At 65.3% G+C, this 12,581-nt stretch carries 12 protein-coding genes and 1 tRNA gene; 8 read left to right on the plus strand and 5 right to left on the minus strand.

Translation table 11 applies throughout. The annotated features are described in order from the left end of the window. Positions 1 to 60 precede the first annotated feature (60 nt). Positions 61 to 1,218: a hypothetical protein gene (locus ACJA3S_RS03565; protein ID WP_406820847.1), complete on the minus strand. Its 1,158-nt coding sequence runs from the start codon at positions 1,216 to 1,218 to the stop codon at positions 61 to 63. A 67-nt stretch (positions 1,219 to 1,285) separates the two neighbouring features. Here ACJA3S_RS03565 and ACJA3S_RS03570 point away from each other — a divergent pair, with 67 nt between their 5' ends. Next, positions 1,286 to 1,867 carry a D-Ala-D-Ala carboxypeptidase family metallohydrolase gene (locus ACJA3S_RS03570; RefSeq protein ID WP_406820848.1) on the plus strand — a complete coding sequence of 194 codons (582 nt, stop codon included), beginning with the start codon at positions 1,286 to 1,288 and terminating at the stop codon, positions 1,865 to 1,867. Here ACJA3S_RS03570 and ACJA3S_RS03575 read toward each other — a convergent pair. Continuing rightward, positions 1,807 to 2,724, minus strand: a complete 918-nt coding sequence (locus ACJA3S_RS03575; protein WP_406820849.1) for a LysR substrate-binding domain-containing protein — start codon at positions 2,722 to 2,724, stop codon at positions 1,807 to 1,809. The genes ACJA3S_RS03570 and ACJA3S_RS03575 overlap by 61 nt on opposite strands. 163 nt (positions 2,725 to 2,887) lie before the next feature. On the opposite strand from ACJA3S_RS03575, the gene ACJA3S_RS03580 reads away from it, so the two are divergent. Beyond that, positions 2,888 to 3,499 (plus strand): LysE family translocator, encoded by a 612-nt coding sequence (locus tag ACJA3S_RS03580; RefSeq protein ID WP_406820850.1) that lies wholly within the window; start codon positions 2,888 to 2,890, stop codon positions 3,497 to 3,499. A 66-nt stretch (positions 3,500 to 3,565) separates the two neighbouring features. On the opposite strand, the gene ACJA3S_RS03585 is transcribed toward ACJA3S_RS03580, so the two are convergent. Beyond that, positions 3,566 to 3,642 (minus strand) — tRNA-Met (locus ACJA3S_RS03585). 290 nt (positions 3,643 to 3,932) lie between these two features. On the opposite strand from ACJA3S_RS03585, the gene ACJA3S_RS03590 reads away from it, so the two are divergent. From ACJA3S_RS03590 to ACJA3S_RS03600, 3 genes are all read left to right on the plus strand, one after another. Beyond that, on the plus strand, positions 3,933 to 5,147 hold the full coding sequence (locus ACJA3S_RS03590; protein ID WP_406820851.1) for an MFS transporter: 1,215 nt from the start codon (positions 3,933 to 3,935) through the stop codon (positions 5,145 to 5,147). 100 nt (positions 5,148 to 5,247) lie between these two features. Next, a complete protein-coding gene (locus ACJA3S_RS03595; protein WP_019437911.1) occupies positions 5,248 to 5,385 on the plus strand; it encodes a hypothetical protein in 138 nt (45 codons plus the stop codon). Positions 5,386 to 5,468: 83 nt separating this feature from the next. Further along, positions 5,469 to 6,626, plus strand: a complete 1,158-nt coding sequence (locus ACJA3S_RS03600) for an MFS transporter (RefSeq protein WP_406820852.1) — start codon at positions 5,469 to 5,471, stop codon at positions 6,624 to 6,626. Between the two features lie 6 nt (positions 6,627 to 6,632). Here ACJA3S_RS03600 and ACJA3S_RS03605 read toward each other — a convergent pair whose 3' ends face one another. Next, positions 6,633 to 7,589: a FecR domain-containing protein gene (locus ACJA3S_RS03605; protein WP_406820853.1), complete on the minus strand. Its 957-nt coding sequence runs from the start codon at positions 7,587 to 7,589 to the stop codon at positions 6,633 to 6,635. Beyond that, a complete protein-coding gene (locus tag ACJA3S_RS03610; RefSeq protein WP_406820854.1) occupies positions 7,576 to 8,091 on the minus strand; it encodes a sigma-70 family RNA polymerase sigma factor in 516 nt (171 codons plus the stop codon). The genes ACJA3S_RS03605 and ACJA3S_RS03610 overlap by 14 nt, the downstream gene beginning before the upstream one ends. A gap of 169 nt (positions 8,092 to 8,260) precedes the next feature. Between ACJA3S_RS03610 and ACJA3S_RS03615 the strand changes: the two genes are divergently transcribed. From ACJA3S_RS03615 to ACJA3S_RS03625, 3 genes are read left to right on the plus strand one after another with little or no spacing between them, the layout of a single operon-like run. Continuing rightward, positions 8,261 to 8,887, plus strand: coding sequence for a DNA-3-methyladenine glycosylase family protein (locus ACJA3S_RS03615; RefSeq protein WP_406820855.1), 627 nt, complete (start codon positions 8,261 to 8,263; stop codon positions 8,885 to 8,887). 43 nt (positions 8,888 to 8,930) lie between these two features. Beyond that, the gene (gene ada, locus ACJA3S_RS03620) at positions 8,931 to 9,983 is read left to right on the plus strand and encodes a bifunctional DNA-binding transcriptional regulator/O6-methylguanine-DNA methyltransferase Ada (RefSeq protein WP_406820856.1); all 1,053 of its coding nucleotides are present in this window, start codon (positions 8,931 to 8,933) and stop codon (positions 9,981 to 9,983) included. Positions 9,984 to 10,038: 55 nt separating this feature from the next. Next, on the plus strand, positions 10,039 to 12,450 hold the full coding sequence (locus ACJA3S_RS03625) for a DUF3772 domain-containing protein (RefSeq protein WP_406820857.1): 2,412 nt from the start codon (positions 10,039 to 10,041) through the stop codon (positions 12,448 to 12,450). Positions 12,451 to 12,581: the final 131 nt, after the last annotated feature.

Genomic DNA, 12,581 nt, shown 5'->3' on the forward strand with positions numbered 1-12,581 from the left:
GCCTGAGGCCTGTGGTTCAGCTGTGGGAGCGAGCGTTTTCGCGAATAGACGGTATGCCGGTCACAAGCCCTGCGGCTGAGCCTCGACCGGCTTGTCCAGCTCGCGCAGGCTGCGGGTCACGCTGGCGGTGTTGCATTTTGCTGCCGCCTGCTCCGGCGTGTACTTGCGCACCGTACGGAAGAACAGTTCACAGGTCTGCTTTTTCTGCGTTACCTGCCACTTGGTCGCGCAGGCATCCAGCGTCAGCTTGGCATCGGCGCGTTGATTGCGCCCCATCCCCGCCTGCCAGCAAGCCGCTGTCAGGTCCTGGCCCATCATCTTCAGCCCGGCGGCATCGGCCGCATCCTGATCGCCACCGTGGCTGTCCTTGTCCGCTGCATACCAGATGGCACTGGGGTGGTTGGCGCCCAGCACCGGCACCTTGGCGCCGGCTTGCGGGCTGATGGTGACCAGGCCCAGCACATTCAACTGCGGGCCATATTGCTGCTGGATCCAGCTGCGCACCGGCGCGCCGAAGGCAACCATCGGTAGTGGTTTGGCGGGGTTCTGCAGGGTCATCTCGCTGACCATGCGCACCTGGTAGTCCTTGAAGTAGCTGTAGGTGTCCTTCAGCGTTTCACCGGCGCTGGCCGGCGCGGCGATGGGGGCGATGTCGATGATGGTCTGGTAGGCCGGGGTCTGGCTGGCGTCGACACCGTTGAAGGTCAGCAGCTCGGCCCAGCGGTCGGTGGTGTTGGAGCGCAGGTAGTCCTGGGCCTGGGTCAGCGAGTAATCCGGCGGGAAGTGCAGCAGCTCGATGCTGCGGCGGTTCTGCAGGGCCATGCCCAGCGGCAGGAACAGGTACCAGTCGTAGGACCATTTGCCGTCCTTGTTCAGCTGGGTGGCGCCCTGGTAGGCCAGCTCACCGGTGTCGAGCAGCTTGCGCAGGGGCTTGGCGTAGCTGGCGGGCACGCCGCTGATGGTCGCCTGCAGGCGGTCGTTGTCGCGGCTCACCTTTACCTGGGCATCGGCATGGCCATCGCGTCGTACGCTCTGGGTCAGGTAGTGCTCGACGGTCTGTTCCAGGGTCCAGTCGCGATAGCAGATGACGTGGCAGTTGTTGGGGAAGGCGAACAGGCGGGTAACGCGCTGGGTGTCGCCCAGGTCGATACGCGCATCGGCCGCGGCCAGGCCGCTGAAGGCGAGGGCGATGAGGCCCGGTAAGGCAATCTTGTGCATGCTTAACTCCTTGTCGTGCGCCGCCGTGTTTGGCAGCGTTGCACATACTGGGGCAGGGAGAGCAGGGATGAAAAGGGCTAGATGGTTGCTGCTGGCGCTGGGCATGCTGGGGGCTGCGCTGCGGGCCGATGAGCGTGACCTGTGGATGTTCGCGCAATGGGCCGGGGACCATCAGACCCGGCCATTCCGCCAGATGCTGGTGGACGCCCGGCTATATGGCGTGGTGCCCATCCACCAGTTGCTGCGTTCGGCTTCGGACTGGCGGCTGTGCCGGGCTTCACCTTTTGCGCTGCCGCCTGCCAGCAACTGGCCGGCAGTGCGGGCCACGCTGTCGCTGCTCAAGGTGCTTGAGCAACAAGGCATCCTGCGCCAGTTCGAAGTGGTGTCGGCCTACCGTGACCCAGGCCTCAACCGCTGCGCGGGTGGTGCCGTGGGTAGCGCTCATACGCGCGCCTTTGCGGTGGATATCCTGCTGCCGGCGTGGGCCGACCCCAACCCGCTATGCCGTTTCTGGCAGCAATCCGGGCAGGCCTGGAACATGGGGCTTGGGCGTTACCCGAGCGGGCGCATCCACATCGATACCGCAGGCTATCGCACCTGGGGCGGTGACGGCCGTTCGGGTTCGTCGTTCTGCGCCAGGCCCAGCTGAGCCAGGCAGTTGCGGCATTCTTCCGTCACCCAGGCGGCGAAGCGCTGGCGCTTGTCGCCGTCGTGCCAAGGTTGCGGGCTGAGCAGGTGGTAGGCCGAGCCGTCGCGCACGAAGCCGAAGGGGGCTTGCAACTGCCCGTTGTCGAGTTCGTCGCGCACCATCAGGGCGGAGGCCATGGCCAGGCCCAGGCCAGCGCTGGCGGCCTGGATCGACAGGTAGAAGTGCTCGTAGTCGCTGCGCTCGGCATGCCGGGCCTGTTGCCCGTTCAGGCGCAGCCAGGTGGGCCAGGCAGCGGGGCGGGTGCTGCTGTGCAGCAGGCGCTGGCCGTCGAGACTTGCGCTGGCGCTGGGGTGGCACACCGGGCCGATCCATTCGTCACAGATCTTCACGCTGTGCAACTGGTTACCCCAATGGAAGTCGTCGCGGCGGATTGCCAGGTCAATGCCGCTGCGGCTGAAGTCCAGCGGCCCGCCTGCAGCCACCAGGTGCAACTGCAGGTCGGGATGGGCGGCATGGAAGCGCGGCAGGCGCGGAATCAGCCAGCGCATGGCGATGGTGGGCTCGCAGGACAGCACCAGCACGTTGTCGCGGCCCTGTTGTTGCAGGCGCTGCACTGCGCCTTCGAGCTGCTCGAAAATCGCCTGGGTGGTGCTGTGCAAGGCACGCCCGGCCGGGGTAAGGAAAATGGCCCGATTACGGCGCTCGAACAGTTCCACGCCAAGGCTTTCTTCTAGCAGGCGCACCTGGCGGCTGACCGCACCATGGGTGACATGCAGGTGTTCGGCGGCGCGCACGAAGCTCTCGGTGCGGGCGGCGATGTCGAAGTAGCGGAAGGCGTTCAGCAGCGGCAGTTTCATGGTGTCCCTGTTTGCCTGCACCCGCGAAGACGCCGGCACAGGTTCTTATCATCAGTGAGAAAAACTAGCAGATTTACCTCACGATAAATCGATTTTGCCGTGTTCAGAAGCTCTCGATAATCAGCGTATCCGTGCATTTCCATCGCCTATCGAGAGCCCCGTCATGACCGAACTCATTGCCATCGCCCTGTTCACCCTGCTGGCTGTCATCAGCCCCGGCGCGGATTTCGCCATGGTCACCCGCAGCAGTTATGCACAGGGCCGCAAGGCCGGGCTGGCTGTTGCCGTGGGCATTGCGCTGGGCGTGCAGGTGCATGTGCTGTACACGGTGCTGGGGATTGCCCTGATCATCAGCCATAGCCCGACGTTGTTCCTGGCCATGAAAGTGCTCGGTGCGGGTTACCTGGTCTACCTGGGCTACCGGCTGCTGACCCGCAACAGCCAGGCAAGTGTGGGCGGGGAGGTGGGCCAGGCGGGCTTGCTGGTTGCACTGCGTACCGGTTTCCTGACCAATGCCCTCAACCCCAAGACCATGCTGTTCGTGATCAGCGCCTATACCCAGGTGGTTCAGCCAGGCAGCTCGCTGGCACTCGACTTTGCCTATGGCGGGTTCATGTCATTTGCCCACTGGGCCTGGTTCAGCCTGGTGGCGGTGTTCTTTTCCAATGCGGGATTGCGCCAAGCGATGCTGGCAAGGCAGCAGCTGGTCGACCGGATGATCGGCGTCGCGTTGATCGGCCTGGGCCTGGCCGTGGCGTTCGCCGGGGTGAAGTGAGGGAGTGGGAGTTTTCTGCAGGCAAAGAAAAAGGGCTTACCTTGCGGTAAGCCCTTCGTCTTTGTTTGGTGGCTACACAGGGACTTGAACCCCGGACCCCAGCATTATGAATGCTATGCTCTAACCAACTGAGCTATGTAGCCGATGGCGCGCATTATTCTCTTGAACGGCCCCCCTGTCAACACTCATTTCAAAAAAAATTTGCACGCTTTCAAAAACTTAGCGGCCAGGCACGGTTTCTAGCGGTGCTGATGGGATCGGTCTGCCGGCGACAGGGGCCGTTTCACCCCGCAATGACGGGGATGAGCCGAGGGGCGGCTATTCGGTGTCCGTCCATTTCCAGGAAATGCACGACAGCGCGCTAAAAAAGGTAGCTAGGTAGCTATCTATTTCCTGATAATCGGATTCCAGACAACGGACGGAGACCAGGCACATGGCTATCGGTAGCGCCTCCACGGCATCCACCAGTGCGGCGGCGAGCCACGCCACGCCGCTGGTGATGCGCATCATCGGTTTCTGCGCGCTGGCGCACCTGATCAATGACCTGATCCAGTCGGTTTTGCCGGCGATCTACCCGATGCTCAAGGCCAACTACGACCTGAGTTTCGCCCAGATCGGCATGATTACCCTGACCTTCCAGATCACCGCCTCGCTGCTGCAACCCTGGGTCGGCTTCTTCACCGACCGCCGGCCAGCACCCAACCTGTTACCGCTCGGCACCCTGTGCACCTTGGTGGGCATCGTGATGCTGGCTTTCGTCGGCAGCTTCCCGATGATCTTGCTGGCTTCGGCGCTGGTAGGGATTGGCTCTTCGACCTTCCACCCCGAGACCTCGCGCATTGCCCGCCTGGCTTCGGGTGGCCGTTTCGGCCTGGCCCAGTCGACCTTCCAGGTCGGTGGCAACAGCGGTTCGGCGCTGGGCCCGCTGCTGGCAGCGGCGATCGTCATTCCGTTCGGCCAGAGCCACGTGGCCTGGTTCGGCCTGGCCGCGTTGTTCTTCCTCGGCGTCACCCTGATGCTGCGCAGCTGGTACAAGGAACACCTCAACCAGGCCAAGGCGCGCAAGGCAGCCCAGGCAACCCATGGCATTTCCCGCACGCGGGTGGTCGCGGCGCTGATCGTGCTGGGCCTGCTGGTGTTCTCCAAGTACTTCTACATGGCCAGCTTCACCAGCTACTTCACCTTCTACCTGATCGAGAAGTTCCAGGTGTCGGTGGCCAGCTCGCAGCTGCACCTGTTCCTGTTCCTCGGTGCGGTGGCGGCGGGTACGTTCTTTGGTGGGCCGATCGGTGACCGCATCGGGCGCAAGGCGGTGATCTGGTTCTCGATCCTTGGCGCGGCGCCGTTCACCCTGGCACTGCCGTATGCCGATTTGTTCTGGACCACGGTGCTGAGCGTGGTGATCGGTTTCATCCTGGCTTCGGCATTTTCCGCCATCGTGGTGTATGCGCAGGAGCTGGTACCGGGTAGCGTCGGCATGATCGCCGGCATTTTCTTCGGGCTGATGTTTGGCTTCGGTGGCATTGGCGCGGCACTGCTGGGGTATGTGGCGGACTTGCGCGGCATCGAATATGTCTATGGGCTGTGCTCGTTCCTGCCACTGTTCGGATTGTTGGCGGTGTTCTTGCCGAGTACCGGTAAGCGCTGATATTGGCGGGGCGCGCAGCCGCCCCGACGATTGACGACCTAGCCCCCTTGGCCTAGAGTGCCGCCTCTTTTTCCCAATCACCTGCGTAGTAGCCACCGCAATGCGCCGTACCCAGTCCCTGCCACACGCCCGCCAGCCTGCCCTGCAGGCCCTGCGTCGTGCGTGGCCGAGCGACACCGTGCTCAAGCGCCGCCGCAGCGTGCTGTTTGCCTTCACCTTTTCGCCACACCTCGCCTGACCTGATCTGCGCTTTCGCGTCGCGCGCCGCCCTGGCGTGCGCGCCTGTGTCTGCACGTCTTTTCGGTTTGCAAGGAGTGGTACATGAACATGCGTTTGCTGGCGGGCCTGTTGTTCGCCGTCTCGGTGGTGGGCTTCAGCCTGGGGGCCAGCCTGCCGCTGGTGTCGTTGCGCCTGCATGAAGCGGGGGCGAGCACGCTGGAGATCGGCGTCCTCTCGGCCATTCCGGCTGCGGGCATGATGCTCTCGGCATTCCTGGTCGATTTCTGCTGCCGCCATTTCACCCGGCGCACCCTTTATCTGCTGTGCTTCAGCCTGTGCGCGGTCAGCATCGCCCTGCTCGAATCGGCGTTCGGTTCCCTGTGGCTGCTGGGCTTGCTCCGCCTGGGCCTGGGGTTGGGCATGGGTATCGCCATCATTCTCGGCGAATCCTGGGTCAACGAACTGTGCCCGGAACATAACCGCGGCAAGATCATGGCCCTGTACGCCACCAGTTTTACCGGCTTCCAAGTGCTCGGCCCGGCCATGCTGGCCGTGCTGGGGGCCGACAGCCCATGGATCACCGCCGTGGTCACGGCCTGCTATGGCCTGGCATTGCTGTGCATCGTGCTGACCGTGCCGAACGACTATGTTGAACACGAAGAGGGCGACAAGAGCTTCGGCCTGGCCGGTTTCTTCCGCGTGGCGCCAGCGTTGTGCGTAGCGGTGCTGTTCTTCTCGTTCTTCGATGCGGTGGTGCTGTCGTTGCTGCCGGTCTATGCCAGCAGCCATGGCTTCGCCATCGGCGTGGCGGCGCTGATGGTGACGGTGGTGTTTGCCGGCGACATGCTGTTCCAGCTACCGCTGGGCTGGTTGGCCGACCGGGTCGAGCGTACCGGCCTGCACCTGGCCTGCGGGCTGGTGGCGATGGCGATCGGTATTGGCTTGCCTTGGCTGCTGAACATGCCCTGGCTGCTCTGGCCGCTGCTGGTGCTGCTGGGGGCCGTGGCCGGTGGCATCTATACCTTGGCGCTGGTGCTGATCGGGCAGCGCTTCAAGGGCCAGGACCTGGTTACCGCCAACGCCAGCGTGGGCTTGCTGTGGGGTGTCGGCAGCCTGGCCGGGCCGCTGCTGAGCGGTGCGGCGATGGACGTAGCGCCGCATGGCCTGCCGATGGCGCTGGCCCTGATGGCCGGCTTGTTCGTGTGCTTTGCCCGGCAGTCGTATCGGCGCGCTGGGCGTTTGCGGGCATTGGCGGACTGAGGTCGTTCAGGCCGCATCGACGCTCACCCAATAGCGTGTGTGGTAATCGACCCGCACCGGCAGGCTGCGGGTGAGTAGCTGCAGGATCTGCCCGGTGTCGTTCAGCTGGTAGGTACCGGACACCGCCAGCCCGGCCACCTCAGGGGCGCAGCGCAGCAGGCCCGGGCGGTAGCGGGCCAGTTCGGCGATGAACTCGCCCAACGGCATCTGTTGCACGCTGAGTACGCCGTCGGTCCAGCCCCACGGGTCGCTGCGCAGGGTCACCGCCTGGAAGCTGCCGCTGGCCCACACCTGCAAGGTTTCGCCAGGCAGCACCCGACGTGGCGAAGCAGAGGCGGGGAACAGCGTGACATCGCCCCGACGCACCGCCAGCAACAGGCCGTGGTCGTTCTCGCGCAGCAGCAGCTGGCCATCGAGGGTGGTCATCGGGCCGACGCGAGTGTCGATGCGGAATGGGCGCTTGTCGTTGGGGTTGCTGTCCAGGCTTATCTCGCCGCGCAGCAGTTGCAGCCGGCGTTGCCCGGCGTCGTAATGCAGGTCGATGGCGCTGGCGGTGTTGAGCTGGATGTGGCTGCCATCGCTGCCTTGCAGTTGGCGGCGCTCGCCGGTGGCGGTACGGCTGTCGGCCAGTAGCTGAGGCAGGCCCAGCGGTTCACGCGCGGCCCAGCCCAGGCTGCCGCCCACGGCCAGCACGGCCAATAGCTTGAGGTGGTCGCGACGGCTGCTGCGCTGCCGCTGGCTGGTATCCAGGGTGCGCCGGCTCAGGTCGCTGGGCAGCCCGGCGAGCTCATCGCCGAGGCGGCTGACCCGCTGCCAGGCCAGGGGGTTATGCGGATGGCTGGCCAGCCATTGCTGGAACTGCTGCTGCAGACGCGGGCTGGGGCGGTCGAAGCGCAACTTCACCAGCCAATCGATCGCCTGGTCGACATGCGCCTGCGCGGGCGTGCTGTCAGGCGTCGGCATAGCGCAACCGGTAGCAGGCGCCCAGGGCCTTGGCCAGGTCGCGCTCGACCGTGGCCCGCGACACGTTCAGCCGTTGGGCAATCCGCACGATGCTCAACCCGTCGAGCTGGGCCAGCAGGAATGCCTGCCGGGCGCGCGGCTTCAATTGCTGCAAGGCTTGGTCGAGGCGTGCCAGGGTATCGAGTATGAGCAGGCGATCTTCTTCGCTGGGCACGTCGGCTTCCGGCAGATGGGCCAGGCTTTCCTGGAACGCCCGCTCCAGCGCGCGACGACGGAACTGGTCGATCATCAGGCCCCGGGCGATGCTGCTGAGGTAGGCGCGCGGCTCCTTCAGCGGCGACACCTGGCGCGCCCGGAGCAGCCGCACGAAGGTATCCTGGGCCAGGTCGGCGGCATGCTCGCTGCACCCGACCCGGCTGCGTAGCCAGCCGCGAAGCCAGCCGTGGTGGGCCTGATAGAGCAGAGCGACCTCGGCCGGCTTGAGCATGTCGTTGGTCTGCATCTTGGTGAAGGCCCGGTCCCGTGTGCATGCGATTGTGAATTGTTCTCAATTCTATGCGGGGATGATGCCGCTGGGCAACGGCACGCGCGCAATTAACGCGCAAGAACCGGCGTTTGTCTGGTGCACGGCTGCGCTAAGCTGGACCTGCAATCGACCTGATGGAGGTGCCATGATCCTCGCCGACCTTTCGCCTGACGCCTACCGGGAGGCCACCGAATACCTGGCGGCGCTCGACCCGGACTGGGCGCGGCACATCGCCGCGACCGGGCCTTGCCTGCACCAGGCCACGCCGGGGCGTGAACCCTATGAAGTGCTGGTGCGGGCGATTGCCTACCAGCAGCTGCATGCGCGTGCCGCCGAAGCGATTATCGGGCGGTTGCTGGCACTGTTCCCGGACACCGCGTTCCCAGAGCCGGAGCAGTTGTTGGCGGTGCCCGCGGAAACGATGCGCGCCTGTGGCTTTTCGGCAAGCAAGATGGCGACTGTTCAGGGCATCGCCCGGGGCCGGCTGGAAGGCTTGGTGCCGACCCGGGAAGAAGCCATGGCCATGGCCGACGAGGCGTTGATCGAGCGGCTGGTGGCGCTGCGCGGGGTGGGGCGGTGGACCGTGGAAATGTTGCTGATCTACAGCCTGGCGCGTGCGGATGTGCTGCCGGTGGACGATTTCGGCGTGCGTGAGGGATACCGGCGTCTGAAGGGGCTGGACAAGGCGCCGACACCGGCGCAGATGCGCTCTTTAGGGGGCGGCTGGCGGCCGTACCGTACCGTGGCGGCCTGGTACCTGTGGCGGGCCTGAAGCAGCGCCTGCGCAGGCAACAACCTAATCTGGACACTGACCCATGAACCTCTACACCACCCCCGAGCAACGCTGGCAAGCCGTAGAATCCCGTGACCGCGCCGCCAGTGGCCACTTCGTCTACGCCGTACGCACCACCGGCATCTATTGCCAGCCCGGCTGCAAGTCACGCCTGGCCAAGCGCAGCAATGTCGCGTTCTATGACACCCCGGCCGCCGCCGAAGCGGCCGGTTACCGCGCCTGCAAACGTTGCACCGCGACCACCAGCCCTACTCGCCACAGCCAACTGGTCACCCGCGCCTGCCGCCTGATCGAAGCCTGCGACCCCGCGCCCAGCCTGGACCAGCTCAGCGCCGAGCTGGCCATCAGCCCGTTCCACCTGCACCGGCTGTTCAAGGCCGAAACCGGCCTTACCCCCAAGGCCTACGCCACTGCCTTCCGCGCCCGGCGCCTGCGTGCGCACCTGGTGGATGGCCAGCGTTCGGTCACCGAGGCCATCTACGACGCCGGCTACAACTCCAACAGCCGGTTCTACGAAAGCGCCGAGCAGCGCCTGGGCATGCGCCCGCGGCAATACCGCGCCGGTGGTGCCGGGGCGACCATTCACTTCGCCCTTGGCCAATGTTCCCTGGGCGCGATCCTGGTGGCGCAGAGCGAGAAGGGCATCTGCGCGATCCTGCTGGGCGACGACCCCGAGGCCTTGTTGCGCGAGCTGCAGGACCAGTTCCCCAAGGCCCGGCTGATCGGCGGCGATAGCGCCTACGAACAACTGGTCGCCCAAGTGGTGGGCTTCGTCGAAGCGCCATCATTGGGCCTGGCCCTGCCGCTGGATGTGCAGGGCACCGCCTTCCAGGAGCGGGTGTGGCAGGCCTTGCGCGAGGTGCCGGCCGGTAGCCGGGTGAGCTACACCGAGATCGCCGAGCGCATCGGTGCGCCCAAGGCGGTACGTGCGGTGGCGATGGCCTGCGCGGCCAACCACATTGCCGTGGCGATCCCTTGCCATCGGGTGGTGCGCCGTGACGGCGACCTCAGCGGCTACCGCTGGGGCGTAGCGCGCAAAGCGCAACTGCTCAAGCGAGAAACGGCACTCTCCTGAATGCCTGAAGCCGCGTAGAATTCCCCGCCAAATCGAATTGCAAGAGGAATATTCGATGAGGCGTGTCAGCCTTGCCCGTTATTGCCCAGGCCTGATGGTCCTGATGGCCTTTCTGCTGGTTATTGCCAGCCCTGCCTGGTCGGCCAACGCCACGCCGTTATCCAACCTGGCGGTCGCCGAAGCGCCCGTGCTGGATGAAAATGCCAGCATCGAGCAACTGAGCGAGCGCCTGGACCAGATCCGCCAAGGCGTTACCAGCGAGGCCAACGACGACCTGCTGTCGCAACTGCGCCTCGGCGCCGTGCAGGTGCAACGCCAGGCCGATGCGTTGAGTGCCCTGCGCACTGCCGATGTGGAAAAACTCGACGACAAGCTCAAGGTCATCGGCCCGCGCCAGCCGGACGAGGCTGCCACCCTGACCCAGCAGCGCAAGGAACTGGAAGCTGAGAAAAAGGCGCTGGTGGCGCAGCAGGACCAGGCCATCAAGCTGACCCAGTCGGCCCGCGACCTGTCCACACAAATCGTCAACCTGCGCCGCAGCCTGTTCAACTCGCAGATCACCAGCCGCGCCGCCTCGCCGCTCAGCCCGGCGTTCTGGCAGAGCATCATTCGCCCGACCCAGGACGATGTGGCGCGCTTGCGCGACCTGCGTGGCGAGACAGCCGATGCCATTGGCAGCGCCTTCAGCGCCGAACACCGCTGGTTGTTCATCACCAGCCTGGTGGCAGCCATCCTGGTCTGGACCTTGGTCCGCCGTGTGCTCGAGCGCCTGCTGGCCAGCGCCATGGTCCGCTGGCTGCCGGAAGGCCGCCTGCGCCGCAGTTCGTTGGCGCTGAGTGTGAGCCTGGCAACCCTGGGGACCATCGCCGGCTCGGTTTCGCTGCTGCGTTGGGGGCTGGAGAGCAGCGCCGAACTGGGCTCCGATATCGCCAGCCTGGCCAACCATGTGCTCGCCCTGGTGGTGTTCAGCGCCTTCATTACTGGCCTGGGCCGCGCCATGCTGATGCTGCAGCGGCCGTCCTGGCGTCTGCCGCCGATCCATGACGAAGTGGCCAGCGCGCTGGGCTGGTTCCCCAAGGTCCTGGCGCTGGCGCTGATGGTCATGATGACCATGGAACGCATCAACAGTGTGATTGGTGCCAGCCTGGCGTTGACCGTGGCGGTCAACGGCCTGACCGCGCTGGTGGTGGCGTTTACCTTCACCGGTGCGCTGCTGCGTTACCGCCGCACCCTGCGCAAGCATGACCTGGAGCGCCCCACGGGCCTGGCCGGGTTGATTCCGTTCGTGATGGTGATCTGGCTGACGCTGATCCTGCTGGCGCTGCTTGCCGGCTACCTGACGCTCGCCTACTTCCTCACTGGCAAGTTGCTGTGGGTCAGCCTGGTCATCACCTGTGCCTACCTGCTCACCACCTTCCTTGGCGACCTGTGCGAAACCCTGTTGTCGCCGCGCCAGCCGGGTGGCCTGGCGCTGGCCTCGACCCTGGGCCTGGCGCCTCGTCACCAGGCGCAGGCCAGCACCATCCTGGCCGGTATCGGCCGTACCGTGGTGCTGTTCCTGGCACTATTGCTGGCGCTGATGCCGTCGGGCACCAGCCCCAGCGAGCTGCTGCTGAGCCTGGCCGACTGGGACGGCACCGGCGGCAAGCTGCTCGGCAACCTGAACATCGTGCCCCAGGATATCCTGCTGGCGTTGGCAATTTTCTTCGGCGGGCTGTTCGCCATCCGCGTGGTCAAGCGCTGGCTGAGTGAGCGCCTGCTGCCGGAAACCGACATGGACGCCGGCATGCGCGCCTCGTTGGTCACCCTGGTGGGTTACCTGGGCTTCATCTTCCTGGCCATGCTGGTGATGTCGACCTTGCGCATCAACCTCACCAGCCTGACCTGGGTGGTCAGTGCCCTGTCGGTGGGTATTGGTTTCGGCCTGCAGCAGATCGTGCAGAACTTCATCTCCGGCCTGATCCTGCTGACCGAGCGCCCGGTGAAGGTGGGTGACTGGGTCAGCCTGGCCGGTGTCGAAGGTGACATTCGCCGCATCAACGTGCGTGCTACCGAGATCCAGATGTCCGACCGTTCGACGGTGATCGTGCCCAACTCGCAGTTCATTTCCCAGAACGTGCGCAACGTGACCATGGGCAATGCGCTGGGTGTGGTCGGCATCACCCTGACCTTGCCGCTGGAGACCGATGCCAACCGCGTGCGCGAACTGCTGTTGGCGGCGTATCAGGAGCATGAGGCGATTCTGGATGCGCCGGCCACTTCCGTGTCGTTCAAGGACCTGACCAGCAGTGGCATGGTGATCGGCGTGAGTGGTTACGTGGCGGGGCCGCGGCAGGTGTCGGGTACTCGCAGCGATCTGCTGTTCACCATCCTTGGGCGCTTGCGTGCCGAAGGTATTGCCCTGTCTTCGCCGCAGAGCATGGTACTGCTGCAAGAAAGCGCGCGGTCGGCTGACGAGACGGTGTGAATGCCGGGGGCTGCTGTGCAGCCCATCGCGACGCAAGGCCGCTCCACACAGGTATCGCGCCAGCACATGGACTGCGCATTCCTTGTAGGAGCGGCCTTGTGTCGCGAGCGGGCCGCAGAGCGGCCCCAGAA

Source organism: Pseudomonas sp. KnCO4 (genome assembly GCF_045344305.1).
GTDB classification, from domain to species: domain Bacteria; phylum Pseudomonadota; class Gammaproteobacteria; order Pseudomonadales; family Pseudomonadaceae; genus Aquipseudomonas; species Aquipseudomonas anuradhapurensis.